General features: G+C 68.8%; 23 protein-coding genes and 2 pseudogenes. 10 read left to right on the top strand and 15 right to left on the bottom strand.

Annotated features, from left to right (window positions below):
- Together TW83_RS12910 and TW83_RS12915 are read right to left on the bottom strand one after the other, a co-directional pair.
- Nucleotides 1–786: DUF58 domain-containing protein (locus TW83_RS12910; RefSeq protein WP_052714872.1), on the bottom strand; the 786-nt coding region annotated here is incomplete at its 3' end.
- 7 nt (nucleotides 787–793) lie between these two features.
- Nucleotides 794–1,762 (bottom strand): MoxR family ATPase, encoded by a 969-nt coding sequence (locus tag TW83_RS12915; protein WP_045983191.1) that lies wholly within the window; start codon nucleotides 1,760–1,762, stop codon nucleotides 794–796.
- Between the two features lie 276 nt (nucleotides 1,763–2,038).
- On the opposite strand from TW83_RS12915, the gene TW83_RS12920 reads away from it, so the two are divergent.
- Nucleotides 2,039–3,181, top strand: coding sequence for a DegT/DnrJ/EryC1/StrS family aminotransferase (locus tag TW83_RS12920; protein WP_045983192.1), 1,143 nt, complete (start codon nucleotides 2,039–2,041; stop codon nucleotides 3,179–3,181).
- On the opposite strand, the gene TW83_RS12925 is transcribed toward TW83_RS12920, so the two are convergent.
- Complete coding sequence (locus tag TW83_RS12925) at nucleotides 3,182–4,759, bottom strand: GMC oxidoreductase (protein WP_045983193.1); 1,578 nt, start codon at nucleotides 4,757–4,759, stop codon at nucleotides 3,182–3,184. It abuts the gene before it with no gap.
- Between the two features lie 651 nt (nucleotides 4,760–5,410).
- The gene (locus TW83_RS12930) at nucleotides 5,411–6,112 is read right to left on the bottom strand and encodes a helix-turn-helix domain-containing protein (protein WP_045983194.1); all 702 of its coding nucleotides are present in this window, start codon (nucleotides 6,110–6,112) and stop codon (nucleotides 5,411–5,413) included.
- A gap of 58 nt (nucleotides 6,113–6,170) precedes the next feature.
- Here TW83_RS12930 and TW83_RS12935 point away from each other — a divergent pair, with 58 nt between their 5' ends.
- The 4 genes from TW83_RS12935 (at nucleotide 6,171) to TW83_RS12950 (ending at nucleotide 10,992) form a co-directional block, all read left to right on the top strand.
- Nucleotides 6,171–6,617, top strand: a complete 447-nt coding sequence (locus TW83_RS12935) for a VOC family protein (RefSeq protein WP_045983195.1) — start codon at nucleotides 6,171–6,173, stop codon at nucleotides 6,615–6,617.
- The gene (locus TW83_RS12940; protein WP_045983196.1) at nucleotides 6,607–7,305 is read left to right on the top strand and encodes a glutathione S-transferase; all 699 of its coding nucleotides are present in this window, start codon (nucleotides 6,607–6,609) and stop codon (nucleotides 7,303–7,305) included. The genes TW83_RS12935 and TW83_RS12940 overlap by 11 nt, the downstream gene beginning before the upstream one ends.
- A gap of 145 nt (nucleotides 7,306–7,450) precedes the next feature.
- Nucleotides 7,451–9,574: an esterase-like activity of phytase family protein gene (locus TW83_RS12945; protein WP_045983207.1), complete on the top strand. Its 2,124-nt coding sequence runs from the start codon at nucleotides 7,451–7,453 to the stop codon at nucleotides 9,572–9,574.
- Between the two features lie 425 nt (nucleotides 9,575–9,999).
- Nucleotides 10,000–10,992, top strand: coding sequence for a Hint domain-containing protein (locus TW83_RS12950; protein WP_045983197.1), 993 nt, complete (start codon nucleotides 10,000–10,002; stop codon nucleotides 10,990–10,992).
- A gap of 6 nt (nucleotides 10,993–10,998) precedes the next feature.
- Here the strand turns inward: TW83_RS12950 and TW83_RS12955 are convergent, their stop codons facing one another.
- The 9 genes from TW83_RS12955 to TW83_RS12995 all read right to left on the bottom strand — a co-directional run bounded on the left by TW83_RS12955 (nucleotide 10,999) and on the right by TW83_RS12995 (nucleotide 20,915).
- Nucleotides 10,999–11,907 (bottom strand): alpha/beta hydrolase-fold protein, encoded by a 909-nt coding sequence (locus TW83_RS12955; protein WP_045983198.1) that lies wholly within the window; start codon nucleotides 11,905–11,907, stop codon nucleotides 10,999–11,001.
- A gap of 9 nt (nucleotides 11,908–11,916) precedes the next feature.
- On the bottom strand, nucleotides 11,917–13,143 hold the full coding sequence (locus TW83_RS12960; RefSeq protein ID WP_157001565.1) for a hypothetical protein: 1,227 nt from the start codon (nucleotides 13,141–13,143) through the stop codon (nucleotides 11,917–11,919).
- A gap of 27 nt (nucleotides 13,144–13,170) precedes the next feature.
- The gene (locus tag TW83_RS12965) at nucleotides 13,171–13,878 is read right to left on the bottom strand and encodes a hypothetical protein (RefSeq protein WP_157001567.1); all 708 of its coding nucleotides are present in this window, start codon (nucleotides 13,876–13,878) and stop codon (nucleotides 13,171–13,173) included.
- Complete coding sequence (locus TW83_RS12970; protein WP_045983201.1) at nucleotides 13,875–15,197, bottom strand: DUF3131 domain-containing protein; 1,323 nt, start codon at nucleotides 15,195–15,197, stop codon at nucleotides 13,875–13,877. Before TW83_RS12970 ends, TW83_RS12965 begins: the two co-directional genes overlap by 4 nt.
- A complete protein-coding gene (locus TW83_RS12975; RefSeq protein ID WP_045983202.1) occupies nucleotides 15,197–17,023 on the bottom strand; it encodes a cellulose synthase catalytic subunit in 1,827 nt (608 codons plus the stop codon). The genes TW83_RS12970 and TW83_RS12975 overlap by 1 nt, the downstream gene beginning before the upstream one ends.
- Nucleotides 17,020–18,165 carry an acyltransferase gene (locus TW83_RS12980; protein WP_045983208.1) on the bottom strand — a complete coding sequence of 382 codons (1,146 nt, stop codon included), beginning with the start codon at nucleotides 18,163–18,165 and terminating at the stop codon, nucleotides 17,020–17,022. Before TW83_RS12980 ends, TW83_RS12975 begins: the two co-directional genes overlap by 4 nt.
- Nucleotides 18,162–19,772, bottom strand: coding sequence for a DUF3131 domain-containing protein (locus TW83_RS12985; protein WP_084697462.1), 1,611 nt, complete (start codon nucleotides 19,770–19,772; stop codon nucleotides 18,162–18,164). Before TW83_RS12985 ends, TW83_RS12980 begins: the two co-directional genes overlap by 4 nt.
- Nucleotides 19,772–20,173, bottom strand: a complete 402-nt coding sequence (locus TW83_RS12990; protein WP_239441336.1) for an STAS domain-containing protein — start codon at nucleotides 20,171–20,173, stop codon at nucleotides 19,772–19,774. The genes TW83_RS12985 and TW83_RS12990 overlap by 1 nt, the downstream gene beginning before the upstream one ends.
- Before the next feature lie 130 nt (nucleotides 20,174–20,303).
- Nucleotides 20,304–20,915 (bottom strand): response regulator transcription factor, encoded by a 612-nt coding sequence (locus tag TW83_RS12995; RefSeq protein WP_045983203.1) that lies wholly within the window; start codon nucleotides 20,913–20,915, stop codon nucleotides 20,304–20,306.
- Between the two features lie 235 nt (nucleotides 20,916–21,150).
- On the opposite strand from TW83_RS12995, the gene TW83_RS13000 reads away from it, so the two are divergent.
- Together TW83_RS13000 and TW83_RS13005 are read left to right on the top strand one after the other, a co-directional pair.
- On the top strand, nucleotides 21,151–21,648 hold the full coding sequence (locus TW83_RS13000; RefSeq protein WP_045983204.1) for a molybdopterin-dependent oxidoreductase: 498 nt from the start codon (nucleotides 21,151–21,153) through the stop codon (nucleotides 21,646–21,648).
- A complete protein-coding gene (locus TW83_RS13005; protein ID WP_052714873.1) occupies nucleotides 21,645–24,125 on the top strand; it encodes an ATP-binding protein in 2,481 nt (826 codons plus the stop codon). The genes TW83_RS13000 and TW83_RS13005 overlap by 4 nt, the downstream gene beginning before the upstream one ends.
- A gap of 151 nt (nucleotides 24,126–24,276) precedes the next feature.
- Here the strand turns inward: TW83_RS13005 and TW83_RS22265 are convergent, their stop codons facing one another.
- The gene (locus TW83_RS22265) at nucleotides 24,277–24,405 is read right to left on the bottom strand and encodes a hypothetical protein (protein ID WP_255352795.1); all 129 of its coding nucleotides are present in this window, start codon (nucleotides 24,403–24,405) and stop codon (nucleotides 24,277–24,279) included.
- A 15-nt stretch (nucleotides 24,406–24,420) separates the two neighbouring features.
- On the opposite strand from TW83_RS22265, the pseudogene TW83_RS22035 reads away from it, so the two are divergent.
- From TW83_RS22035 to cynS, 3 genes and pseudogenes are all read left to right on the top strand, one after another.
- Nucleotides 24,421–24,816: pseudogene (locus tag TW83_RS22035) on the top strand (ATP-binding cassette domain-containing protein); the annotation flags it as partial.
- A gap of 391 nt (nucleotides 24,817–25,207) precedes the next feature.
- Nucleotides 25,208–25,672, top strand: a pseudogene (locus TW83_RS13015) (nuclear transport factor 2 family protein).
- Between the two features lie 64 nt (nucleotides 25,673–25,736).
- Entirely contained in the window at nucleotides 25,737–26,162 is a 426-nt protein-coding gene (cynS, locus tag TW83_RS13020; RefSeq protein WP_239441337.1) for a cyanase, read from the top strand.
- Between the two features lie 72 nt (nucleotides 26,163–26,234).
- Here the strand turns inward: cynS and TW83_RS13025 are convergent, their stop codons facing one another.
- Entirely contained in the window at nucleotides 26,235–26,570 is a 336-nt protein-coding gene (locus tag TW83_RS13025) for a hypothetical protein (protein ID WP_204245752.1), read from the bottom strand.
- Nucleotides 26,571–26,778: the final 208 nt, after the last annotated feature.

Below are 26,778 nucleotides of genomic sequence, written 5' to 3' on the forward strand. Positions count from 1 at the left end.
CAGGCGGTCAGTCTGGCCACCCAGATCGGCGGGCTGCAGACGCAGCAGCCGCGTGGCGCCGCCCTGTCGAACCGGCAGCGGGCGGGCGGGTGGCGCGGTCTCCAGCGGGTCCAGGATCAGCGCGACCTCCACCCGGCGGCCGCGGGCCAGGCGGGACAGCGCGGCATCGGCCCCCTGCCAGCCATCGGGCAGGGTGGCCAGGACGACATGGGCACTCGTCGGCGCGGTGCGGGCGGCCAGGGACAGCGCCTCGGTCAGGGGCGCCGTGCCGGGGGGATCGGCCAGGGCGGCGGCATGGCGGTCGACCAGCAGGCGGCACAGGGTCAGCATATGGCCCGCGCCGATCGCGGGCGGCAACACGCGGACCCCCGCCCCTTCGGCGACGATCAGGCCGACTGCACCCTGGCGCGCCACCGCCTGCCAGCCAAGCCCCGCCAGATGCCGCGCGCCGCGCACCGATCGCAGCGCGTCGCCCGTGCCCCACAGCATCGGCCCGCGCAGATCGGCGATCAGCAGCGTGATGTCGTCGCGATCCTCGTGCAGGGCGCGCACATGCGGCACGCCCGTGCGCGCGCTGGCCGAAGGGTCCATCCGGCGCGGATCGTCGCCAGGGACATAGGCGCGGATCTCCCTCAGGTCCATGCCGCTGCCCGGATGGCGCGAGGCCATGACCCCCGCCCGCCGTGCCATGGGTCGCTGCCGGGGCATGGCGCCCTGCCCCGCCTGCAGGTCGACCAGCGCCTCCAGCGTCAGGGCGATGCCGGGCGCGGACCGCCAGCCGCTCATGGCGCCCCTACCACGGGGCCACCTGGCGCAGCGCCTCGGCGATCAGACGGCGGCCGTCCTGCCCTTCGCTGGCGGCCTTCCAGTTCGGGACCAGCCGGTGGGCCAAGGCATCGGGGGCCAGGGCCTGCACGTCCTCGGGCAGGCCGTGATCGCGGCCCTGCAGCCAGGCGCGCGCGCGCACCGCCGCGGCCAGCGCCAGCGTCCCGCGCGGAGAGACCGGGTGTTCGACCGCCTCTGCCAGCACCCCGCCGGGCCGCGTCGCCAAAACCAGCCTGATGATGAAATCCTTGAGCACGGGGGCCAACGTCACCCCCGCGACCTGCAAGCGCGCGCGATCCAGGTCCGCGGCCGTCACCTGCGACAGCACGGCCGCCATGCTGCCCCGGCCCTCGGCCTCGACCAGGTCCAGGATGGCGCGTTCGTCCTCGGCGCCCGGCAGGTCCAGCCGCAGGTGCAGCAGAAAGCGGTCCATCTGCGCCTCGGGCAGCGGAAAGGTCCCTTCATGCTCGATCGGGTTCTGGGTGGCCACGACCATGAAGGGATGCGGCAGGGAGCGTGTCACGCCGCCGGTGGTGACCTGCCCTTCGGCCATCGCCTCCAGCAGGGCCGACTGGACCTTGGGGGGCGCGCGATTGATCTCGTCCACAAGGACGATGTTGTGAAAGACCGGGCCGGGCAGAAAGTCGAAGCCGCCGGTCTCGGGACGGAAGACCTGGCTGCCGGTCAGATCCGACGGCAGCAGGTCGGGGGTGCACTGGATGCGCGCATGCTCGCCCGGCAGACGCGCCGCCAGCTGCTTGACCGCGCGCGTCTTGGCGATGCCCGGCGGCCCCTCCAGCAGGACATGGCCGCCGGTCAGGTACGCGATCAGCAGACGTTCGACCAGCCAGTCGTGGCCCACCAGCGTCCCCGCCACGTCGTCGGCCACGGCCCTGACACTGGCGCGGGCCAGATCGACATCAGCATGATCGTCCATGAGCGCCCCTCGGATTGCTTGCAGATGGTGCAGCGGCTTTCCCATCATGGCCAGCCGGGCCGCGCCGCGCTGCCACCAAAGTCGGGCAGGCCCGCCCGCGCTGTGCGACGGCCCCGCCTCGCCACCGCAAGTTGAATCACGCCATTGTGGGGGGCGGAACGGGCCGCCGCAGCATCGATAACCGGGTGGATTCGGCATCTTCCCCTTGCCCTGCAGGCCCTGGCGCGGGATGGTGCACGGCGCGCAATCCAGCGCCCATCGCATACGGAGCGGACAGTGCCTGACGTCGGTCTGAGAGAGTGGTTCGCGGTCGGCCGCGCCATCGCAAGCGGCAGCCTGCTGCGCTATGACAGCGGGGCCAGCCGGACGGCCCTGTTCGAACGCGAGATGGCCGCCCAGACCGGCGCCGCGCATGTGCTGGCCGTGAATTCGGGGACCAGCGCGCTGGTCGCGGCCCTGGCCGCCGCCGGGATCGGTCCGGGCGACGAGGTGCTGGTGCCGGCCTATACCTGGATGGCGACCGCCGCCGCGCCGGTGCAGGTCGGGGCCGTGCCGATCCTGGTCGACATCGACGAGACGCTGACCATGGACCCCGAGGACATCCGTGCCAAGATCACCCCCTATACCCGCGCGATCATCCCGGTGCACATGGTCAACGCGCCCTGCGACATGGACGCGATCATGGCGATCGCCAAAGAACATGGCCTGATCGTCATCGAGGATTCGTCCCAGGCCGTGGGCATCCGATACAAGGACCGGCATTGCGGGGCGATCGGCGATCTGGGCGTGTTCAGCTTCAACCGCATGAAGAACATGAACATCGGCGAAGGTGGGGCCGTCCTGACCAGCGACGAACGCTATTTCATCCGCGCGCGCAGCTATCACGATCTGGGATCGATGGTACGCCAGCACGGCGACCGGCTGAACGAGCCCGAATTCGTCGGCATGAACATGAAGGTCACCGAGATGGACGGCGCCATGCTGCGCGTCCAGTTGAAGAAGGTGGTCCCCATGCTGCGCCGGATGCAAAAGCGCCGCGCCGTCCTGGCCGATATCCTGCAGCACAGCAGCGAATTCAGGGTCACCCCGCACAACGATCCCGCATCGGCCGTCAGCCTGTCGATCCTGGCCCCGACCCGAGAGAAGGCGATCGAGCTGACCGGCCGCCGGGGCGTGCACAACCGCCTGCGCGACAGCTCCAAGCACCTGTACACCAACTGGGAGCCGATCCTGAATAAGCGGACCTTCCATCCCAAGATGAACCCCTGGGCCTGGGCCAAGCGCGACATCGAATACACGCCCGACATGTGCGCCCGCACGCTGGAGATTCTGGACCGGACCTGCATCGTCACGCTTGGGATGCGCTATCCCACCCCGCTGATGGCGATGGTGGCCCGCAAGCTTGCGGGCCAGCGCTGATCAGCGGGCGGCCGCATGCGCCGCGGCGCGTGCGGTCAGCATCATCATCGTCAGGGTCGGGTTGTGGACATGCTGGCGCGGAAAGCACGCCCCGTCCGTGACATAAAGGCCCGGCACGTCCCAGCATTCGTTGTGCATGTCCACGACGGATGTCGCGGGATCGGTTCCCATCCGCGCCGTGCCGCATTCATGCACGCTGGTGCCGCCGGGGGACAGGTCGGTGTTCACAATCACGTCCGTCAGACCGATATCCGCCGACAACTCGCGGATGATCTGCGCCTGACGGTCCGCCAGGGCGCGCTGTTCCGCCGAATGGCGGAAGCGGATCACCGGGACCGGGATGCCGTACCGGTCGGTCTGCGACGGCGACAGCGTCACCCGGTTCCACGGGTCGGGCAGCATCTCGGCGAACGAGACGATGTCGACCCGCGCGGCCCCGTCGGGACGGGGATGGACATGGATCTGCATGCTGATCGACGGATGCAGCGACGGGTCGGGCGGAATGTGGATGCAGCGGCCTGGCTCTGCCTGTTCGGGCAGGACGTCGTCCGATCCGGCGCGATATCCGGTTCCGCTCATGACCGCATGGTCCATCAGGTGCCGGCCCAGGGCGGGCGATTCCGTCCCGATGCCCGCATCATCGCCCACCGACCGCGACAGCAGCAAAATGCGCGTGCTCTCGATCGCCGAGGCGCAGAGGAACACGACCGGCGCGTGGACGGTCCGGACCGCGCCCGTGCGGCCGTCGATCCATTCGACCCCGCTGACCGCGCCCGACGGATCCTTCAGGACGCGGCGCACCACGGCGCCGGCCTGGAACGCCATGCGGCCCGTGCCGGCCGCAATGTCCAGCCATGACAGGGGCGGCGCGAAATTGCCCAGCACCGGCCGTGCCCGCGGCCATCTGGACCGGATCGCGCCAATGATCGCCTGCTCGGACGGGGTGGGCTGCAGGACACCGGCCAGGCGGCTGGTGTCCGGGCCGGGAACGGCCTGATCGCCGCCGCGCAACTGCAGCTTGTCCTCGACCCATCCGTACCAGTCGGCGACATCCTCCAGCGCGAAGGGCCAGGCATTGTCGGCGCTGTTCGAGCCATCCGACTTCATGCCGGACAGACGATAATACTGGCGCCCATGGCCGGGAACGGTCATGCGCCCCCCCGGCTGGCGGGCGCGGAACCACAGGAACTGGCTGCCATCCTCGGTCTGGTAGGGACAGTCGCGGTCGTCGACCAGCACGTTGGGGGCCATCGCCCAGGCAAAGCAACGCGACTGGACCGGCTGGCGAGCGCGGCCCAACAGTCGAAAGGCGCGTTCGCCAAAGCGGGCCAGGCTGGGCGGCATCCGGCTTTCGGCCCTGGTCCTGTCCAGGAACCGGGCCACGGCCGTCAGGGCCTTGGTCACGGGGTTGATGCGGCCGGGCCCGGCATCACCGGCCTCCAGGACCGCCACGCGCATCCCCGCCTCGGCCAGCGCGGTTGCGGCGACGCCACCTGCCGCGCCAGAGCCCACGACAATCGCGTCAAACCGGCTGCCATCCGCGATGGATGCGTGCCTCCACGTTGCAGCGCCGGTCATGGTCTTGCCGATCGTTGAAGGTGATCCCAAAGGCCGGAAGCCGGCCACGATCGGGTGGGGGCGCCCATCGCGCTGTGCAGGGCGGACCGACGCAGATCGTCGAACGGAAAGGACGTGTGGAAAAGGAACTGGCTGAAATTCACCTGATCATCCTTGTGGTCGCAATATGCCACGGTCCTAGACGTTTCCAACGGGGCGGGTCGTCGACGTCCGTTCCGTCATGACAGACCGCATGCTCATCGCCGACGTGACAAGGTTGCGCACCGGCAGGTCATGGGAACAGCTCATTAAATACTCCATGCGTCAAAACGGGCATCATTCATCGTGCCGCACCGCACCGACCGGAAATTGAATCGTTCGCACGATAATATTGCGAAAAGCATACAGGTTCGGCATCGATTGCGGGAATAAGACATGTCCGTGACTGTGACAACAGTCCCGCGATCGACCGGCCCGCGCGCAAAAAGATTGCGCAGACAACCACAGCGGGCGTCGCGCGGTGCTAAGGTGCTGTAGTCTATTTGTATTATTAGTTTCTCGCCGCAGTCTCAAACGGCGGATTTATCCATTAACCACCGTCACAATACGTCAATATATATATATTGGCAGTTTCGGCCGTCATTTCGCAATCGAGCCCGGTCACTTTGCATATCAATCCGCAACATTCGGCGGGGCGGATTTTTCCGGAAGATTGAACAGGTCCATGAACCTGCGCAGGTCGCAAGCCGCGCCCCTGCAGGTCACGCCGGCCGTTTCAGGTGCGACCTTGGCATAGAACAGCGCGGCCATACGGGGTGCCGCATCCGCCTCGAAGACCAGATCGGCCGCGTCGGGAAGCCCGCGGGTGACGTGCAGACAGGCCTGTTCAAGACGCAGGCCAAAGGAGGATCCGCCGATGGTGATCGCCACCGTCAGGGACAGCCCCGCGGCCGCCTGGCGATCCAGCATGGTCCGCAGGGACATGATGAAGGACGCTGCCGACAGGGGCAGCGTCGGGTCATGCAGCGGAGAGGCGGCAGCCCACCGCCCGATCTCTTGCAGGATGGGTTCGGCCGACCGGCCCCAGGGCGTCAGCTGATAGACCTGCGCGGGCACCGGGTCGGACAGGGTGATGCGGGCCAGGATGCCGCTGCGCTCCATCCCGGCCAGTCGTTCGGTCAGGATCTTGGCGCTGATGCCGGGCAGGTCCGCGCGCAGGTCGGTGAACCGGCGCGGCCCGAACATCAGTTCGCGAAGGATCAGCAGGGTCCAGCGTTCGCCCAGCAATTCCATGCCGAAGGCGCTGCCGCAGGCATCGTCGTACCAGCGGCCATGGGCAGGTTCCGGCCTGATGGTTTCTTTTTGTAACTTCATGGTTGCCTCAGGTAACCAATCACCCCCATCCTGTCAACAGCACAGGAGGAGCGAATCGATGACCCAGATGATCTTCGTCAACCTGCCCGTCACGGACGTGGCGCGGGCGACCGCCTTTTACGAGGCGATCGGCTTTACAAAGAACGAGGCCTTCTCGAACGAACAGGCCAGCGGCATGGTCTGGTCCGACGCGATCCACGTTATGCTGCTGGATCATACCTTCTACGCCACCTTCACCGACAAGCGCATCATTGACGCCCGTACCCAGTCGGGCGTGCTTCTATGCCTGACCTTCGACAGCCGCGCGGCCGTCGACGACATCCACCGCCGCGCCCGCGAGGCGGGCGGGCACGACACGCGTCAGGTCGAGGACCAGGGCTTCATGTATGGCGGTGCGTTCGACGACCCCGACGGCCACGGGTGGGAGACGGTGTGGATGGACCCCGCCGCGACGCGGGACGGCCCCCCCGACATGCAGGATGCGGGGGGCCGCCATGCCGGTTGATCCCGCGGCCGCGATCACCATCACCGCCTTCGACTGGGTTCCGGATTTCGCCAGGGGCCAGGTCCGTGACCTGCGCGTCCGGTGGGCGCTGGAGGAGGTGGGCCAGCCCTATGCCGTGCGCCTGCTGTCCCAAGGCGCGCAGAAGCGGCCGCCGCACCGGGCGCGCCAGCCCTTCGGCCAGGTGCCGACGCTGGAGGACGGTGACCTGATCCTGTTCGAAAGCGGTGCGATCGTCTGGCACATTGCCGAACGCTTCCCCGGCCTGATGCCAGGCACGGCGGCGGCGCGGGCGATGCAGCTGGAATGGGCATTCGCCGCCCTGAACACGCTGGAACCGCCGTTCATGGACCACGCCATGGCCACGCTGTTCGAGGCCGACGCGCCCTGGTCCGCCCCCCGCCTGCCCGCGGTCATGGCCCGCATCGACGAACGCCTGCACGAGGCGTCGGACCGGCTTGGCACGGCGGACTGGTTCGGCGGCGAATTCGGGCCTGGCGATCTGCTGATGGTGTCGGTCCTGCGGATGGCGGACGGGATGCTGGACGACTATCGCAACCTGGCCGCCTATGTCGCACGCGGGACGGGGCGCGATGCGTTCGGCCGCGCCTTGGACGACCACATGGCCGGCTTTACCGGCGCCCCCCCTCCGGTCGGCCCGGAACGTGCGCCGCCGCCGGACGGGCCGTGACCGCCCAACCCCTGTCGCACAAGCGCCATCAGACTGTCGCAAGGCCGTCACCGACCGTGATCAAAGAGGACCCCGAACCAAAACGGGGGATTCCACGGTGCAAAGACTTGCCCTTCTGACCTCGGCCGTCGCGCTGGCCACGGCCATGCCTGCGATGGCCCAGACCACCTTCGACCGGATCGCGACATTCGCCACGCCCGACAACATGACCGCGGGAGAGGACCGGTCGCGCCCGACCTCGGCCGAGATCATCTCGGCCTCCGAAGATGGCAACACGCTGGTCTATTCCGACAGCCCGCTTGGGGTGCTGGGCTTTGTGGACATCACCGACCCGGCGGCTCCCCTGCCCTTGGGTACCGTGCCGATGGACGGGGAACCCACCACCGCCGTGATCATCGGCGACCGGGTGTATGTGGGCGTGGACACGTCGACCTCGTTCACCGAACCCTCGGGGCTGCTGCGGGTGCTAGACCTGAAGACCCGCGCGGTGCTGGCATCCTGCGACCTGGGCGGGCAGCCGGATGCGGTCGCCCGTGCCGATGACGGCAGCTTTCTGGCCGTCGCGATCGAGAACCAGCGCGACGAGGACCTGAACGACGGTGCCCTGCCGCAGATGCCCGCGGGCCATGTGGTCACGTTGGCCGTCACCGACGGCACGCTGGACTGCGACGGGCAGACCCGCATCGACCTGACCGGTCTGGCGGACATCGCCCCCGACGACCCCGAGCCGGAATATGTCGACATCAACGCCGCCGGAGAGATCGTCGTCACCCTGCAGGAAAACAACCATGTCGTCGTGATCGGCGCGGACGGCACCATCGCCGCGCATTTCAGCGCCGGCACGGTCAGCCTTGACGGCATCGACACGCGCGACGACGGGGCGCTGACCTTTGACGGGGCGCTGACGGACGTTCCCCGCGAACCCGATGCGGTCAAGTGGATCGACGCCGACCATTTCGCCACCGCGAACGAGGGCGACTATCAGGGCGGGTCGCGCGGATGGAGCATCTTTCACCGCGACGGCACGGTCGTCTACGACTCGGGCAGCCGCTTCGAACACGCGGTCATCCGGGCGGGCCACTATCCCGACAAGCGGTCGGACGCCAAGGGTGTCGAACCGGAATCGATCGAGGTCGCGACCTTTGACGGCATCCCGCATGTCTTCGTCGTCTCGGAACGCGGATCGCTGATCGGCGTCTACGATGTCAGCGACCTGGCGGCGCCCCGCCTGACGCAACTGCTGCCATCGGGCATCAGCCCCGAAGGCATCGTGGCCCTGCCCGCGCGCGACCTGCTGGTCACCGCCAACGAGGCCGATCTGGGCGCAGAGGGCGGCGCGCGCGCCCACGTCATGCTGTTCGGCGCAACCGACGGTCCCCCCCGCTATCCGACGATCACCGCGGAGGGCGCGGACGGGCTGATCGGATGGGGCGCGCTGTCGGGCCTGGCCGCGGGCGACGCACCGGGCCAGCTGTTCGCCGTGTCGGACAGCGCCTATGGCGCGCAGGCCGCGATCCATGCCATCGACGCCACGCGGACACCGGCGCGGATCGCCGCCAAGACGATCGTGACCCGAAACGGCGACCCGGCGCAGAAGCTGGACCTGGAGGGCATCACGCCCGACGGTCAGGGCGGCTTCTGGCTGGCGTCCGAGGGTCGCAGCGACCGCCTGGTCCCCCACGCCATCATCCATGTCGACGCCCAGGGCGAGATCCAGGAGGAGATCGGCCTGCCCGCCGAGCTGCTGGCCCACGAGGACCGCTATGGGTTCGAGGGGATCGCCCGGCAGGGCGACCGCCTGTGGATGGCCGTCCAGCGCGAATGGGGCGACGACCCCGCCGGCCAGGTCAAGCTGGTCTCCTATGACCTGCTGACGCAGGACTGGGGCGCCGTCGCCTATCCGCTGGACCCTGCGGGCGACGGCTGGACGGGCCTTTCGGAAATCGCCATCGACGGTGACTGGGCCTATCTGATCGAACGCGACAACCTGATCGGCGACGCCGCCGTGCTCAAGGCGCTGTTCCGCGTGCCGCTGTCAGAGATGGTGCCCGCAGGGCTGGACGACCCCCTGCCCGTCGTGACCAAGGAGCTGGTCCGCGACCTGATCCCCGACCTCAAGGCGCAGAACGGCTATGTCCTGGACAAGGTCGAGGGGTTCGCCGTCGACGCGGCCGGTATGGGCTGGGTGGTCACCGACAATGACGGCACCGACGACAGTTCCGGCGAAACACTGTTCTGGTCCACAGGCCTGATGCGCGCCGCGCAATAGGCCGCGGTTCCACGGCCGCCGCTGGAACGGAACACCGTGCCCGGTCCGATCGGACTGGGCACGGTCGTGAGTGGCCCTTGACCGTCGGGTGATGCGGCTGGCACGCCCGCCCAAAACCGCTCCCGACATTCGCACGGCGATCCGGGAGGATGACGCGGGGGCATGAATCGGGCCATGCAGCCATCAGGTGCGCCGAACCGACGCGGGTCCGGATGCATCCCCCAGACCGGCCGCGCGCGATCACTCCGGCATTCCGGCTCCCGGCGCGGCCCGCGCCGGACTTCTGGCACACGATGGCAGGACCGCCCGGCGTTAACGCCCGGTCAACCACGACCGGCAAAAAAGGCCTGCGTCGCGCGGGATGTTAACCTTGCAGAACATGCAAATCCCTAAGGGTCGGGAAAACCCTGCAGAAGGATATTCCCGTGATCACGTTCAGCATTCGGGGCGATCAGCTGATCGTCGATCCCGCCGTCGGCACCAACTCCTCGCAAGGCACGGCCACGGTGCAATGGGGTCGCCAGATGTGGGCCAAGGACCACCGGATCGAGATCACGGCCATCGACGACACGGGGACCGAGCTGACCGGCAGAAGCGGCATCACCGGGATGAAGGTCTTTGACGGGTCGGGCCGGCAGGTGGCGGAATACCGGCCCATGAACCCCGGCCAGACCGCCAATATCCAGGGCGATCTGTCGGGGCTGGGGGATCACTATGCCCGGATCAACACCTCGGTCATGCAGCCCGCGGCGGGGTCGCCCTGGATCGGGCCGATCATGATCACGAACGGCGACCGCTCCTTCGCCACGCTGCCGCAGACGTTCCAGGTCGGCAACGGCGCCTATGACATCGCACCCGCCCCGCAGCGACAGGCAGCGGCGCCCTGTTTCGGACCGGACGTGCAGGTCGACGTCGCCCGCGCAGGCGTGATCGCGGTTCGCGATGTCCGCGCGGGCGACGCGATCATGACGACCGACGGACGCCAGCCGGTGCTGTGGACGGGCGCGCGGCACTGTTCCGGGAAGCCCCCCCAGGATTGCCCCGTTGACCTGAACGGAGAGCTGTTCTCTCCGCTGCACCGGATCCTGTGGCGTGGGCGTTGGGCCAAGGCCAGGCATCTGGCCGAGGCTGGGCGCGCCGTGGCGCGGCCCGATCATGGGCCCATCGACTATCACCACATCCTGCTGCCGGTGCATTCGGTTATCCTGACCGCGCGCAACCGGGTCGAAAGCCTGCTGATGACACCCTATTCCCTCGACCTGTGGAAGGACGCCCCTGCCCTGCGCAGCCATGCAAGCGCGTCGACGCGCTTGCGCTACGAGGAATGGCGGCGGGGCGATCTGCTGCGCCACGAACGGCGCACAGGCGGATCGGGCGACGCGCGGCAGGATCACGACGCCCACGTCCCGGCGCATTAGGCGCACCTATTCGCCATAGCCGCGCGACAGCACGGCATCGACATGCAGCAGCGCGTCCTCCAGCATGCTTTGCCATGCGGGCCAGTCATGGCCCGCTTCGATCACACGGAAACGGTGACGGATGCCCGCATCGCGCAGGGCGATGTGCAGCTGGGCCGTGCCCTCGAAGAAGCTGTCATCCGACCCGGTCTGGACATGGATCGACGGGATGCGTGCCAGCCGGGCCGCATCCGCCGACGCGGCCATCGCTGCGGGCCGGAACGCGGCCCACCGGTCGGTCAGCCGCGCCGCACCCTCAAGATCCGGGCCCAGCAGGGTCGCGAAACGGTCGGCATAGTCGCCCGGCGACAAGGCCAGCAGCTGTTCGTCCGTGCGCAACGCCGGGCTGAGGGCGGCGGCCCCGGCGAACAGGTCGGGATGCTCTAGCCGATAGACCAGCGCGGCGAACCCGCCCATCGAAATGCCCATGACCGCCCGCCGTCCGGGCAGCACCGGGTGACGGGCCTCGATCCCCGGCATCGCTTCATCCAGAAAGGCGGTCTGCCACCGGGCGGCCCCGTCCGCATCGTCCAGGAAATAGCTGGCCGGCCCGTCATCCGGCCGCCGACCGTCGGGCGCGACCGCGATCAGGGGCCTGATCCGCCCCTGGGCGATCAGCCGGTCCAGCACCTGGTCGATCCCCGCCAGGGTGAACCAGTCCGACGGCTGCCCCGTCCCGCCGCCATGCAGCAGGTACAGCACCGGATAGGCACGCGTGCCCCCTTCGCTGCCCGGCGGCAGGTAGATGTCGTAGGACAGCGCACGCCCCAGGACGGGGCTGAAGACCGTCTCTCCCATCCGGACCTCGGCCCGCGACACGGTGGGCGGGGCGATAGCCATCAGCAGGGTCAGCAGGACAAGGCGGATGCGGGTCATCGGGCTCTCTCAGAAGGACAGATCGTAGGTCAGCGACAGGGTGCCGTCGCGCAGCCCGGCGCCGGGCCCGTCGCCCCGGTTCCAGGGAAACCGGTTGGCGGCGTAATTGCCATAGCCGACGCGCAGGCGGTCGGTCACCTTCCAGGTCGCGCTATAGGTGTAATCAGGGTCCCACGGCCGTTGCACCCCCGACGCATAGGCATGGGCCGAAACGCCCAGGGACAGCCGCTCGGTCAGCCTGAGGCCACAGGACAGGACCAGCGCATCGCGGGTCGGATCGGGCAGCGTGACGCGCATCCGGCAATCGGCCCCCCGTCCCGCAGGCAGGGGGATGCGCGGCAGGGTCAGTTCGGCCCGCAGCCTGCCGTCCAGCAGACCGCTCCAGGACCCGTCCATGCGGATGGACCTGCTGGCATAGCTGAGCGACAGGCGGTCCGTCGCGCGCCAGGTCAGGGCATAGCTCAGGTCGGGGTTCCGCCCTGCCCCGCCGCGTCCGGTCACACCCAGGTTCAGCGTCACACGATCCGACAGCCGTGCGCCGCATCCCAGGGTGACGCGCCCCGGCCCCGGGCCGCCTTCGCCCTGCGTTGACAGCGCAACCCCCGCGGTCACGGCGCAGGTCGTCCGCGGCCTTTGGGCCTGGTCGAACACTGGCGGCAGGCGGAGCGGTGCCGTGCAGGCGGTGCCGCGACACGGCAGGAACGCTGCGGGCAACATGGTCAGCCGATACCCGTCCCGCGCCAGCGGCGGCGCCGGATGGTCGCGGTGACGGCGGGCGGGTGCCGCAGGTCGGGGCGCGATGGCATCGACCACGGGCACCACGGCGCGGGGTTGCGACCCCGAACCGGCCAGCACCCACAGCGCCAGATGGCGGGCAAGCGTCTCGCCATCCGCTGTGTCGGGCACCGTCGGGCGGGGGCTGCCCGTGGCCGGGATGCGGGTCACCAGACGCGTGCCCGACCAGATGCGGCAGGCCGCGCCGCGAATGCAGTCCATGCGCAGCGGTTGCGCCTGCGCATCGCCGTCGGGCATCACCACCGCCGACCCGTCAGGATACAGCCGATAGCGCCAGCCGCCCAACCGGCCTGCCTGCGCGCGCGACCAGGTCAGGGCGTTGGGCGTGTCCGACAGCACCTCGACCGCGCCCGGGACGGCCGGATCATCGGTGCGCAGGATCTGGGGGCCAGGCCAGGCCAGCGCGCCGCCCGGCCCCCAGATCGCCAGCATCGTGGCCATCAGGACAGGTCCCAACCCCCGCATCGCTCAGCCCCCGCAGCGCATGGCCAGCAGCGCCAGGATTGCGTGCGGCACATCCGCATCCGACCCCGGCCCCAGTGCGGCCCGCAGCGCCGCCCGGCTGCGCGCACCCAGGACGCCGTCATCCGGGCCGGGGTCCTGCCCGGCAGCCAGCAGCATCCGCTGCACCGTCTGCGCCGGCGTGTCGCCGAACAGCGCCGGGTCGGGCATGCATCGCGCCACCGCGCGGCGCGGTGCCTGCCCCGCCGCCGTGGCCAGCGCTGCGGCGGGTGGCAGAGACCGACCTCGATCCGGCACGTCATCGGACAGACCGGTCGGAAAGGCCGGTGCGGCGCGCCGCAGATCGGTTGCGGTCACGTCCCGTCCCATCAGGCAGCGCCCCAGGGCATCGGCAATGCGATCGGCTCCCGCATCGGGCACGCCGGTCGCCGTGATCCGGCAGGTCGCGGCGGCGCACTCGATCCGGACCTGCCATCGCGGTGCGCCGGGGTCGTCGGACAGGACCGCCGTGCCGTCACCGAAGATCCGATAGGTCAGCCCGTCCACACGGCCCTGCTGCCACAGGCCGGGAAACCGCGCGGTCGGCACATCCGCGCTGACCTGTCGCGCGTCCAGGGCGCCCGGCAGAGGACGGTCCAGCGCCGCCCCGACGCAGGGCGCCGCAGCCACGCAGCCGGGCCAGGCCAGCGCAAGGATCAGCAGGACCACCCTCATGGCGCACCCCGCAGCAGCGGACCCGCGGCCTTGAAGGCCAGCGCCGCCAGGACCAGGGCATTCGTGTTCGCCGTGATCGAGGCGTTGGTGGTGCCGTCGACCTCGTAGATGCCCTCGGGCCAACCGCGCCGGGGATCGGCGGTGGGGACCACGGCCTCGACCAACTGTGCGGTGTAGGGGGTGCCGTAAAGCGCGTCCCAGCCGAAGGCGGCCTTGGTCGCCAAGGTGCGGCGGCTGTCGATCCGATCGCCCTGGAATGTCAGGACGGACCATGGCGCGCCCCCGCCCCAGACGGTCGAATATGCAAAGAACGGCGCCTCATCCAGATGCGTCTCGGTCACCGCGGTCAGATGGCCGGTCTGGTCATGGCGGGCCTGCTGGGCCAGATAGACCGCGGACGCGATGCGCGACGAACGTGCGTCAAAGCCGAATTCCAGCCCGTCGAACAGATAGGGTTCGCTGACGACGAAGGCCGGGGTGCGGCCACGATGCAGGCGCGTGTCGACGGGAATGTCCTGCCCCATCACGGGCTGGATCATGGCGCTGTCGGCGGGATCATAGGCGCGCACCATGTCGAACCCGGACAGCATCATCGCCTTGGCGGCATATTGTTCATAGCCCAGGCGCCCCTCCTGGTTCTCACGGACCTCCGCGTCCACGACGCTGGCACCATAAAGCTGTCCGTCGCGGACCATCCGGTCCAGCCGCCAGTCATCGGTCGCGGCCGCGATGGCCGGGGCCATGTCGGGATGGGCCGCGCGCGCGATGGCCAGTGCCGCCATCAGCCGCGCCACGTCCAGCGCCGACCAGCCCAGACCCAGATCGATGGGTCGATTGGCGTAATCGACCATCTTCAGCGACCGTGTGTCATAGGCCTTGTTGGGCAGGCTGTCCTGGAACAGCGGCAGGCGGTCCAAGCTGGTCAGGATGGCGGCCAGCCGATCCTTTGCCTCGGTGGCATCGATCAGCGACAGACGCTCGGCCGCGACGATGGCCACGATCAGGGACCCCGTTTCCCACATGGTGGTCGAAGGATAGCCGTCCACCGAATGCACCAGCCCGGTGTTCGGATCGGTGTTGTTCCTGAAATACGTCCAGGCGATGGCGGCATGGTCCAGGTCGACGGCGCTGGAGGCGCCGCGGATGGCCAGCGGCAGCGGCGTCGCGGCCTCGATCGCGGCCAGGGGCGTGACCGGGGCCTGCCCCGCGGCCGAAGGGCCGGCCTGCTCCAGCCAGGTCACGACCATCAGGCCGCCGATGACCCCCAGGATGAAGACGATATGGCCGCGCGCGCGGACCAGGTTCTGACGAAGGCGCATCAGGGTTCCTCGGGGATCGATGGGTTGGGTTGCCACAGCGCGGCGCGGATGATGCCCGACATGGCGATGCAGTTGTTCAGGCCCCACAGGGCGTTCGTTACGACCCCGGTCGCCGTGTGCCCGGTATCCAGGGCCCACAGCGCCAGCGTGGCCCAGGCCACGCCCGCCACCGTCAGCGCCACGACCGCGATCTGCGGACGGACCAGATGCAGGAAGCGGCCCGCCTGGCGGTCCTTGGGCGTGACACGGAACGCGATGCGCCGGCCGCGCAGCACGGTCCACAGCGCGCTGAGCCCGATGGGGAACGACGCCAGGTAGCTGGCCTTGGCCGACTGGCCCGCGATCCCCCAGGTGCCCGCCATCATCGCCAGTTCCAGCGACAGGATGAACGGCACCACATGCAGGAAGAACTGCGACGAATAGGCCGCCACGGGCGAGATGCCGGTGAACAGATAGGCGGTGGGCGCGAACAGGAACACGACGTTCCACAGGGCGCCCAGATAGGAATAGAAGGTCGCCCCGTACATCAGGCGCTGGCGCAGGGTCAGGCCGCGCCGGAACAGCGGGTTGTCGTTGACCAGGATGTCCAGGCTGCCGCCCGCATACTTGAACCGCTGGATGGTCCAGCCGATCAGGTCCTGGGGCGACAGCATCCGCGTCTCGACGAAGGGGTGCAGCAGTGATGTCCAGCCGCGGTCGCGGTCGGCATGCAGCACGATCGAGGTATAGATGTCCTCGGACACGTGAAAGCGGTAGGGGCTGAGGATCTCGGTGCCGACCGCCTGGGTGCGGATCGCGTCCAGAAGATCGGGGGCCACGCCGCGTTCCCGCGTCTCCAGCGTGATCTCCTCCTCGGCCTCGATCACGCGGCGTTCGACCTTGGCCCCGAAGGCGCGCAGCGCGGCCTCCATCACCGCCTCGCGCCGGTGGATCGACCCCGCGCCGCAGCAGAAAACTGCGTTGGCGTGGTTCCTGCGGCGTTGGATCACGTCGTAGAACATCTGCGGATCGTTGGCCAAGGGATCGCGCCCGATGCGGCATTCGCCGATGATCCGCTCGACCGCGCGCCCTGCCCGTCCGGCCCGTGCGCCCCATCGGGCCTGCAGGACTTGGGACAGACGGCGCCCTTCGGGCAGGTCATAGAACCATTGCGGCGTCTGCACCCAAGCCAGGCGTGGGTCGCGGAAATGGCCCAGGGTGCGGGCCAGGCACGTCGGGAACGGCCGCGTGTCCGCATCGCAGATCAGCAGGAAATCGCCCGAGGTCTGCTCCATCGCGTTGCGCAGGTTGCCGGCCTTGAACCCCTCGTTCGTGGCGCGGGTGATGTAGCCCACCCCCTCCTGCCGCGCGACCTCGGCCATGGCGGGGCGGCGGCCGTCGTCCAGCACGTGGATGCGGATGTCGATCGGATGGGGATAGGCGATGGCCTTGGCGTCGATCAGGCCAAGCCGGACCAGCTCCGGATCCTCGTCATAGGTGGCAAAGAACACGTCGACGGTGATCGGCAGCGACGGGTCCGGTGACGCGGGATCGACCTCGCCCCGCGTCGCGGGCGCGTCGGGGCAGGTCACCGGCTGATCGCGCCACAGGTTGGCGACGAACAGGATCAGGCCCAGATAGGCCAGCGTTTCGGCCAAGGCCATCAGGGCCGCGAACCAAAGCGCGTCAGGGTTCAGCGAAGAGGACCAGCGCCAGGCGATGTACCAGCCCCCGATCACCAGCGTGACGACCGCCAGAAACTGCCACAGCGCCTCGCGCAGCGGATTGTAAGGCAGAGGTTCGGGCGGCCTGCGATCCTCGAAGGCACTGTAATACGGGATGCTCATGCCGGGACCGCTCCGGGCTGCGGGCGCGCCTTGCGGGCGGCCCAGGGGGTGGGGCCAAGGCCGATGGTCCAGGCGACGGCGGGCAGACGGCCGATCGCCACGGCCAGCCCGAAGGCCACCGGCAGCACCACCGCGAACCGCGTCACGACCAGCAGGGCGGGCGACGGCGCCAGATCAGCCTTGATCAGCGCGATGTCGAAAAGGTCGATGACCGCGGGATGGACAAGGTAGACGCCGAACGTATAGCGCGCCATGACCGACCAGCGGGGCGACCAGTCGCTGTACTGGCTGCCCAGAAAGGCGCAGAAGACCAGCAGCGGCATCAGGAAGTGGCCGTAGTAATCCCAGCCCGCCCGCACCGGAAAACTGCCCGTCAGCAGGGCGCCGCCATAAAAGGGCAGCGTCGCCAGATAGGCCAGCAGGACCAGATACAGCGCGCCGCGCCGGATCAGACGGCTTTCTCCGCGCGGCAGGCCGTCCTTCCACAGCGAATAGAGACCGAAGGCCGCCAGGCCATAGCCGACATAACCGCAGACCTTGGTGACCCGTACCAGATAGTCGCGCGTCAGCGGCGCCAGGTCGATCGCATAGAGAAACCCCTGCGCATGGTCCATCGCACCCAGGGTCGCGACCAGCAGGACCCCCAGCATCGGATAGCGCATGGCCAGCCGCATCACCGGATAGAACAGGAAGATCGCGAACAGCGTGGGCAGGAAATGCATGTGGTACTGGGCCTTGCCCAACAGCAGATAGGCGACCCAGGTCTTGATCTGGGCCAACTGCGCCAGATATTGCGGGGCATAGCCGAAGGCCTCGGCCTTGATCAGGCGGAACAGCGCATAGAACAGCGTCCAGACCGCAAAGGGCACCAGCAGCCTGTGCGCCTGGGTCGCGATCGCATCGCGATAGCGCGGCCTGTGGCGGTCGATTCGCAGAGCCATCAGGAACAGCGAGAACAGGAAGAACATCTCGGACCCCGAGAACTCTCCGATGGAGCGCAGCAGGACGGGCACCGCGCGTTCCGCCACGCCGGCATCGGGGAAAGGGCGACCCGCGAAATCGGTGGTGCTGTGGATCAGCACCACGCCCGCGGCGGCGCAGACGCGGTTGGCGTCGAACCACAGCATGCGGCCCGTGGTCATGGCTGCACCGCGGCGGTGCGGCACTGACGCGGCAGCATGTCGCGCGGTTCGGGCCTGGCCGTGACCTGCGGGCCGGTGGTGCAATCGGTCGCGGCAATGCCGTCCTCGCCCTCGACCGGGCGGCACAGGATGAAATCCGCGGTGGCGATGGTCGGGACCGGCGGCGGCAGATCTCCGCAGGTGCAGCAGGGAACCTTGCGCAGCATCGGCTCGGGCAGGCACTTGTTCGCGCGAATGTCGGTCTGGGAATAGGCCATGTCCCAGACCGTCGTGTTCGGGTTGGCGAACTGCAGGATCGGCCCCTGCACCTTGTAGAGCAGCGCGGCCAGGATGATGCCGTTGTTGTTCGCGGTCTGCAGCGGGATGACGCCGTTGCCGTTTTCGTACAGGCCTTCGAAAAACCCGCCATCGGCTTCGGACAGGTCGGCCACGGTGTCGAACAGCAGCTGGGTGTAGGGCACGTCCCACAGCGCCCACATGCCAAGCGCGGCCTTGGCGAATACCGCCGCCCGGTCGGGCTGATAGACGTCGCTGGGGTCCAGCGTGTTCCGGGCATAGCCGTCGGCGAAGATCGCGTCATAGACGAAATAGGGCTGCCCCTCGACCTGGTGTTCCGACCGCGCGGTGATGATGCCGGTGCTTTCGAACCGCCGCTGCTGGACCAGGAAGATCCGGTGCGCGAATTCCTCCCGCCAGCCCTGCGACGCGACGCCGGGGCCCGCGGGGTCTGCTGCGGGCATGTCCCATCCCATCTCCAGCCCGTCCAGCAGATAGCTTTCGGTCAGGACATAGTTCTGGTTGTGAAAGACCCGCGGATCGCGGCCGTCATAGGGAATATCGATGTCGTGGATCGTGGTATAGGCCAGCGGCGCGGGCTCCAGCGCGCGCGCCACGTCGAACCCCCAGAGGGCAAAGCCCTTGGCCGCGTATTCCTCGTATCCCAGGCGGCCTTCCTGGACATAGCGGGTGTCGCCGTCGCCCGACACGACCGACCCGAACAGCCGCCCGTCATCCCTGACGATGTTGCAGAAGTTCCAGCGCAGCGGCACGTTGTCGACGCCGTTGGCCAGATAGGGATAGCGTTCGCGCAGGATGCGCAGCCAGACCAGCATGCGGCCCATGTCCAGAACCGAGAACCCGACCTCTCCGGGTTCGTTGGCATAGTTCACCTTCTGCCCGGTCTTGGTGTTGTAGACCTTGTTCGGCGCCTCTCCGCGATACAGGTCCAGATTGCGCAGCGTGGCGATCAGCAGCGTGGCCCGGCGGTCGAAGTCGCGCTTGTCTATGATGCCCAGCTCGTATGCCGCGACCAGGGCGCTGACATAGGACGCGGTGTCCCACAGTGTCGTCGACGGATAACTGCCCACCGCGTTGACCAACCCCGTCTCGGGCTGGAACCCGGCCTCGAAATAGCTCCAGGCGGCGCGGGCCATCGCCATCTCGCGCTCTGTCAGGGGGCCGTGGCGGCCGAAGGGGGGCGCGGGCCGCTGTGCCTGCTGGTCGGCCAGCGGCTGCAGCGCCTGAGGCAGCGGGCCGTCCTGGGCCGCGGCCTGGAACGGCAGCAGCAGCGCCAGCAGCGGCACCGCGATGCGCAGGGACCGGGTCATCACGACCGCCCCCGCAACGCCGCCGATGCCGCGGCGCAGTCGGCGAAGACCGGAAAGACCTTGTCCATGCGGGTGATGCGGAACATGCCCGCGACGCTGCCCGACAGGCCGCACAGCACGATCTCTCCGCGCATGCCCAGGCGCTTGAGCACGCCCACCAGCGCGCTGATGGCGGTGCTGTCTATGAAATCGACGGCGGCAAGGTCGACGACCAGCCGATCCTCGCCTTGGTCGATCAGGTCATAGACCTGGTCGCGAAAGGCGGTGGCGTTCGTCGCGGTCAGGCGCCCGGTCCGCAGGCGGATCTCGCAGCTGCGGCCCGCTGCGGGGCGGGTGATGCGGAACATGCCGCGGTCGGCGGCCATGGGGTGGTCGGGATGATCGATCGTCAAGTCACGCATGTGCGGCCCCGTCTCTGGTAAGGATGGCATGGGAGGTCCTGCGACCGGCACCGACAGGTGCGGCCCGGACAGGACCGGACAGCCCGCCTGCGGCGGGGTCGTCCGGCAACGGATCGTTCGTCAGGTCAGATCAGGTGATCATCTTGCGGTCGCGGGCGATCATCGCGGCCTGGGTGCGGTTCCTGGCGTCCAGCTTGCGGCACAGGGTCTTGACGTGCAGCTTGACCGTGACCTCCTGCAGACCCAGCAGCCGCCCGATATCCTTGTTCGACCGCCCCTCGGTCAGGCCGCGCAGGACCTGGGTCTCGCGTGCGGTCAATTCGCCCACGGGGGCGTGGTCGTCCTGTTCCAGATAGCCGTAGGGCACGAAGATCTCTCCGGACGCGATGAAGGTCACGGCCGCAGCCAGCGACCGCGCGTTCATCGTCTTGGGCAGAAAGCCCCGCGCCCCCGCCGCCATCGCGTCCCGCGCCACGCTGCGCGAGGCGGTCCCCGACAGGATCGCGACGGGGCGCGGGTGCATCAGGCCGCGGATCACGGCCAGTCCCGCCAGCCCGTCCATCCCCGGCATGTTATAATCCAGCAGCGCCAGATCGAAGGGAACGTCCCCCGCCTGCGCGATCGCCCGTTCCGCGCCGGCGACATCGCCGACCTCGACGACCTGGGCGTCGATCTGCGCGCCCAGATACAGGACCAGGGTCTCTCGGATCAGGTCATGGTCATCAGCCAGTAAAATTTTCACGACTTCACCTCTTACGCGGCAAGCCAGACATGCTAGCCTGTGTTGCCGGGGTCCGTGATACCCGATGATCGGAGGTCTTCGATCCGCCCGTATCCGCATGGCCCGCCCGTCTGCGCCAAAGGATACAACCGGACTATCCGTTCGTATAGCGTCCGATACGAATGATGTCGTGCGTGTCTGTGTCGTCCATGCGACATTTCCGACCATGATCGCCAGACTGCATCGGGATACCCTCATGGTTCGCACATTCCTTCACGGCACCCTTCTGTCCGCCGCCCTTGCCCTGGCCGGGCCGGCTCTGGCACAGGAGGCGGCCCTTCTCAGCGTCGACGGCCCGGACGGGTCGCGCAGCTATGACCTGCCGGCGCTGCAGGCCCTGGGCGAGGCGCAGATCAGCACCTCGACCGTCTGGACCGAAGGGGTGCACGGCTTCACCGGCGTCCCGCTGGCCCGCATCCTGGCGAATGCCGGCATCGCCACCGGCCCCGGCAGCACAGGAGAGGTGTCGGCGACCGCGATCAACGACTATGCCATCAGCATACCCTTGGCCGAGATCGGCCCGGACGTGCCCCTGGTGGCCTATCTGATGGACGACCGCGAGATGTCGGTTCGCGACAAGGGACCGCTGTGGATCGTCTATCCCTATGACGCCGACCGGCAGTACCAGACCGAGGTGATCTACTCCCGCAGCATCTGGCAGCTCAACCGTCTCAGCACCGCCCCGGTACCATGAGCGCCATCCGCACCCGGCTGCAGGTCGCAGTGGCCGTCCTGACGGTCTCGATCGCCGTGTGCGGGTTCGTGGTCTGGGTCGTCAGCGCCGATGCGCGGCGCCAGATCGATCAGCTTGCCACCGCGAATTCAGACAGCATCCAGTGGTCTCTGGCCCAGTCAGAGGTCGAGCTGCTGGCCCTGCTGGTCGCGGTCGGCGACGCCCGCGCGCAGCCCGGCGACACCGCGATGCTGGCCGAGGTCAGGACGCGGTTCGACATCCTCTATTCCCGCATGCGGACGCTGACGACCGGACGCGTGTTCCAGACCCTGCGTCAGGACGACCCCGCCCGCCGCAGGCTGGACCAGACAGAGGCCGCGCTGGACGCCATCGTGCCGCTGATCGACGGGTCCGACGACCGGCTGCGCGACGCGCTGCCCACGCTGCAGGCCCGGGTCGCGGCCCTGCGCCCGGTGGTGCGGTCCGCGTCGCTGGAAGGGGTGCGGCTGTTCTCGGGGCAGTCCGACCGCCAGCGCGAACAGGTGTCCGCGGCCATGCACGACCTGGCCCTGCTTGTCGGGATGATGGTCGTGGCGGTGACGTTGGTGGTCGCGGCGCTGGCAGTCATGGCGGACCGCGCGCGGCGCCAGACGGCACGGATCGCCACGACGCACGCACGGCTGCGCACGGTCATCGCCACATCCCACGACGCCATCGTCGTGGCCGACACCGACGGCCGCATCCTGGATTTCAACGAATCCGCGCAGCGTATCTATGGCTATGGCGCGGAAGAGGCATTGGGCGCCGACATGCTGACCCTGATCGTCCCCGAGGCCGCCCGCGCCGAGGTGCGGGGGTTCCTGGCCGACATCTCCACACCGGCCACCGATCCGGGCCGTCCGGTCCGGGCCACGGCGATGCGCAAGTCCGGCGAGATCTTTCCCATCGAGGTCACCGTCGCCCGCGCGCCCAGCGAACGGGGGCCGGTCATGATCGCCTTCGTGCGCGACGTCACCCGCCAGGTGCAGGAGGCCGATGAGCTGATCCGCGCCCGCGACCGCGCCGTCGCCGGAGAGCGGGCCAAGGACGAGATGCTGACCGTCATGAGCCACGAGATGCGGACCCCCCTGAACGGCCTGCTGGGCACGCTGGACCTGCTGTCCGCCACCCCGCTGAACCCGCAGCAGCGCCGCTATGCCGAGGTCATGGCCCAATCGGGCGCCCTGCTGCTGGGGCATGTCAATTCGGTCCTGGACATCGCGCGGGCCGATGCGGGGGCCATGCGGCTGGAGCAGGTCGCCTTCGACCCGCACAGGCTGGTGCTAGACCTTCTGGAGGCGCTGCAGGCGCGCGCGCGGCAACGCGGGAACACGCTGTCGGCGCAGATGATCGGGGACGCGGCCTGCCCTGTCCTTGGCGATCCGGCGCGCCTGACGCAGATCCTGATGAACCTGATCGGCAATGCCATCAAGTTCACCGAAGGCGGCCGCATCACCGTCACCATCGACCGGCGACAGCGCGGTCTGGTCGAATTCCGCGTGCATGACACCGGCATCGGCATCGCCCCCGAGGATCACGCACGCATCTTCCAGGAGTTCGTGACCCTCGACCCGTCGTTCCGCCGCACGGTCGAGGGGACGGGCCTGGGCCTTGGCATCGTGCGCCGCCTGACCCGGCTGATGGACGGCGACATCCGCGTGGAGAGCGCGATCGGACAGGGCGCCTGCTTCATCCTGACGGTGCCGCTGGCCGACCAGCCGCTGCCGCGCCCGGTGACAACTCCCGCCCGCCCTGCGCCCCCCGCGCCCGGTCCCCGGCGCCGCGTGCTGGTGGTCGAGGACAACGAGGTCAACCGGATGGTCGTCCGCGAGATCCTGCATGCCCGCAACTGCGACGTCGTCGAGGCCGTGGACGGGCAACAGGGCGTGGATGCCGCGCTGGCGCAGCGGTTCGACCTGATCTTCATGGACATCAGCATGCCCCGCATGGACGGCATTACCGCCGCGACGCGGATCCGCGCGCAAGGCCCGAACGTCGCCACGCCGATCATCGCCCTGACGGCCCATGCCCGGCCTGCGGATCAGGACCGGTTCCAGGCGGCGGGCATGTCGGCCACGCTGACAAAGCCGCTGTCCTTCCAGGCCCTGGACCCCTTGCTGGATCGTGTCGCGACCATGCGCGGCGCGTCCCCGGCAAGGGACGCCGCCCGGCGCCATCTGGCCGGCAACATCGGGGCGGAGCATGCCGACAGGATACTGGACCGCATTTTGTCTGAGTTCCACGACGGGCTGGCCCGGCTGGATGACCTGACGGCCGATCCGGCGACCCTGTCGGATGCGGCGCATCTGGCCCATCGGATGGCCGGGTCCGTGGCGCTGCTGGGCCTGTCCGAATTGCGCGATGCGCTGAGCGACCTTGAGAGCGAGCTGACGGCCGGCACGCTTGCGCGGCCGGGCATCCTGAACCGGCTGGCAGCCATCGGCGCCATGTCCCCGTGATGCTCCTGCCCGCCCCGGGGTTCGTTGGGGCCCCACCGGGGATTGGATGATCACGCGCCATCAGGGCCGCGGTGCCGGTCCTTGGGCAGGCTGGTCAGGACCGCGGGGACGCACACTCCACCTCCAGCACGCTGTACTTGGCCAGTCGCGATTACAGCGTCGTGGCCGCAACGCCCAGCAGGGCCGCGGCGCCGTCGCGGCCCGACACCATGCCGCCCGCCTCGCGCATGGCGTTCAGCACGGTGTCGCGGGCCAGGATGCGCATCTGGGCATCCGTCATCACCGCCCCGCCAGGATAGACAGGGGCGCATTCGTGGTGATCCTGGGCCATTCGGGCTGCGGAAAACCGACGATCACGAACATCCTGGCGGGCTTGGCGCAAACCACCTCCGGCGTCGTGACCATGGACGGGGCCGAGATTTCCGGCCCCAGCCTGGACCGCGGCGTGGTCTTCCAGAACTACGCGCTGCTGCCGTGGCTGACCGCGCTTGGCAATGTCCGCTTCGGGGTGCGCGCCCGCCATCCCGACTGGACCCGCGCACAGGTCGACGAGGTCGCGACCCGGGACCTGTCGATGGTCGGGCTGAGCGCGCAGGCGATCCACCGCAAGCCCAGCCAACTGTCGGGCGGGATGCGCCAGCGCGTGTCCATCGCCCGCGCCTTTGCCAACCACCCCAAGCAGCTGCTCTTGGACGAGCCGTTCGGCGCGCTGGACGCGCTGACCGGCGGCACCATCCAGGACGAGCTGCTGAAGATCTGGGGCGGCGCCAACCAGACCGTCTTCATGATCACCCATGACATCGACGAGGCGATCCTGCTGGCCGACCGCATCCTGTTGATGACGAACGGACCGTTTGCGCGGGTGGCGAAATCGGTTCGGATCACCATCCCGCGGCCACGCGCGCGCACTGACATCGTCGATCACCCGAACTACTATCCGATCCGCAACCACCTGGTGCGGTTCCTGGGCAGGCGGTCGGCGGAACTGGCGGGACAGGCCCCGGGCGGGGCGGAGCAACGCCCCGATCCGGTGCGCATCGACCTGACCGAACCAGTCCCGGCGCATCTGCGGCCATCGCCGAATGACCCGCCCGCCGCTACCGCCCTTCTCGCGCGACGACGCGATCCTCAAGGTCCGCATGGCCGAGGACGCGTGGAACGGCCGCGATCCGGCCCGCGTCGCGCTGGCCTATACGCCCGACACCGTCTGGCGGAACCGGTCCGACTTCCTGCATGGCCGCGACCAGGTGCAGGCGTTCTTGGTCAGCAAGTGGCAGGCCGAACAGAGCTATCGCCTGATCAAGGCTTTGTGGTGCCACGCCCCCGACGGCATCGCGGTGCGGTTCTGTTATGAATAGCACGATGCCGCGGGCCGGTGGTTCCGGTCTCACGGCAACGAGAACTGCCGGTTCGACGCGGACGGCCTGATGACCGCGCGCCACGCCTCGATCAACGATGTCGCCATCGGCGATGCCGACCGCCTGTTCCGCTGGCCGCAAGGGCCGCGCCCTGCCGATCATCCTGGCCTGACCGACCTGGGCCTGTAACCCCCTTCACCCCAAGAAGACGACCAAGAAAGACCAGATTACCCACATCCTGACTCGCGAGGACGTGACCGCCCTGATCCTGGCCGCCAGAAAGACGCGGGGCCCGTCCTGGGAGGGGATCGCCCAGCGCATTGGCATGTCGCCGGTCTTCATGCATTCGGCCTGCATGGGCATGAACGCCCTTCCTGCCGACAAGGTGCAGGCGCTGGTCGCCGCGCTGGACCTGCCCGCCTATGCGGCCGACCTGCTGTCCGAACCGCCCACCAAGATCTGGAGCCAAGCGGTGCCAACGGACCCCTGCCTCTATCGCCTGTACGAGATCGTGGGCATCTATGGCCCCACCATTAAGGCGCTGATCGAGGAGAAGTTCGGCACCGGCATCATGTCTGCCATCGACTTCGAGATGTCCGTGACCCGAGAGACCAACCCCAAAGGCAACCGCGTCAAGCTGGAGATGTCGGGCAAGTATCTGGCCTATGACGCCTGGTGACGGCCGCGGCCCGGGAGCCGGGGACTTTGGGACGCCCCGGACGGGGCCGCGGGGCCGCTGCGGGGCCGTCCCTCAGTCCTGGTCCCGGGGCGTGTTGCCGATGGGGAACATGTCCTCGCCGTAATGGTGCAGCTTGACGTGATGGGTGCGGCACAGCCAGCGCACGGCCAGCGGCTGGTCATAATGGTCGTGATGGGCATCGACCGTCTCTGCGCCGCAGACCTCGCAGGGCCGCTTTTGCAGCTGCCCCGAGGCCAGCGCCCGCTGCACCGCCAGATGGGCGCTGTATTTTAGCAGGTTGGCACGGCGCCAGTTGGTCTGCCGCGTGTCGCTTTTCAGTGCAGGGGGCATGGGGCCCGCGGGATCGGGGGTCACCGACCCCTGATCGTCCTCATCCTGCTGTGGCACTGTCTGTCCCTGATCCATCGGGCCAGCATATGCCCGACCCGCGCGAAAGACAAAAGGTCGCTTGATGCGCATCGCCGGGCGCGGCGTCAGGCATCCGGCCCCGGCCCGAACTCCAGTGTGACGCGGGCGCGCGCGTCGGTCATCGCATAGCGCATCGCAATCCCGTGGGCCGCGGCCATGCGCGTCACGATGGCCAGGCCCAGCCCGG

The sequence above is a fragment of the Paracoccus sp. S4493 genome (assembly GCF_000967735.1).
Taxonomy (GTDB): domain Bacteria; phylum Pseudomonadota; class Alphaproteobacteria; order Rhodobacterales; family Rhodobacteraceae; genus Paracoccus; species Paracoccus marcusii.

What these genes read in the sequence shown, in the direction of transcription:
- TW83_RS12915 (WP_045983191.1), bottom strand. Translation starts at nt 1,762, where the DNA reads ATGGACGATCATGCTGATGTCGATCTGGCCCGCGCCAGTGTCAGGGCC.
- TW83_RS12925 (WP_045983193.1), bottom strand. Translation starts at nt 4,759, where the DNA reads ATGACCGGCGCTGCAACGTGGAGGCACGCATCCATCGCGGATGGCAGC.
- TW83_RS12930 (WP_045983194.1), bottom strand. Translation starts at nt 6,112, where the DNA reads ATGAAGTTACAAAAAGAAACCATCAGGCCGGAACCTGCCCATGGCCGC.
- TW83_RS12935 (WP_045983195.1), top strand. Translation starts at nt 6,171, where the DNA reads ATGACCCAGATGATCTTCGTCAACCTGCCCGTCACGGACGTGGCGCGG.
- TW83_RS12940 (WP_045983196.1), top strand. Translation starts at nt 6,607, where the DNA reads ATGCCGGTTGATCCCGCGGCCGCGATCACCATCACCGCCTTCGACTGG.
- TW83_RS12945 (WP_045983207.1), top strand. Translation starts at nt 7,451, where the DNA reads ATGCCTGCGATGGCCCAGACCACCTTCGACCGGATCGCGACATTCGCC.
- TW83_RS12955 (WP_045983198.1), bottom strand. Translation starts at nt 11,907, where the DNA reads ATGACCCGCATCCGCCTTGTCCTGCTGACCCTGCTGATGGCTATCGCC.
- TW83_RS12960 (WP_157001565.1), bottom strand. Translation starts at nt 13,143, where the DNA reads ATGGCCACGATGCTGGCGATCTGGGGGCCGGGCGGCGCGCTGGCCTGG.
- TW83_RS12965 (WP_157001567.1), bottom strand. Translation starts at nt 13,878, where the DNA reads ATGAGGGTGGTCCTGCTGATCCTTGCGCTGGCCTGGCCCGGCTGCGTG.
- TW83_RS12970 (WP_045983201.1), bottom strand. Translation starts at nt 15,197, where the DNA reads ATGCGCCTTCGTCAGAACCTGGTCCGCGCGCGCGGCCATATCGTCTTC.
- TW83_RS12975 (WP_045983202.1), bottom strand. Translation starts at nt 17,023, where the DNA reads ATGAGCATCCCGTATTACAGTGCCTTCGAGGATCGCAGGCCGCCCGAA.
- TW83_RS12980 (WP_045983208.1), bottom strand. Translation starts at nt 18,165, where the DNA reads ATGACCACGGGCCGCATGCTGTGGTTCGACGCCAACCGCGTCTGCGCC.
- TW83_RS12985 (WP_084697462.1), bottom strand. Translation starts at nt 19,772, where the DNA reads ATGACCCGGTCCCTGCGCATCGCGGTGCCGCTGCTGGCGCTGCTGCTG.
- TW83_RS12990 (WP_239441336.1), bottom strand. Translation starts at nt 20,173, where the DNA reads ATGCGTGACTTGACGATCGATCATCCCGACCACCCCATGGCCGCCGAC.
- TW83_RS13000 (WP_045983204.1), top strand. Translation starts at nt 21,151, where the DNA reads ATGGTTCGCACATTCCTTCACGGCACCCTTCTGTCCGCCGCCCTTGCC.
- TW83_RS13005 (WP_052714873.1), top strand. Translation starts at nt 21,645, where the DNA reads ATGAGCGCCATCCGCACCCGGCTGCAGGTCGCAGTGGCCGTCCTGACG.
- TW83_RS22265 (WP_255352795.1), bottom strand. Translation starts at nt 24,405, where the DNA reads ATGACGGATGCCCAGATGCGCATCCTGGCCCGCGACACCGTGCTGAAC.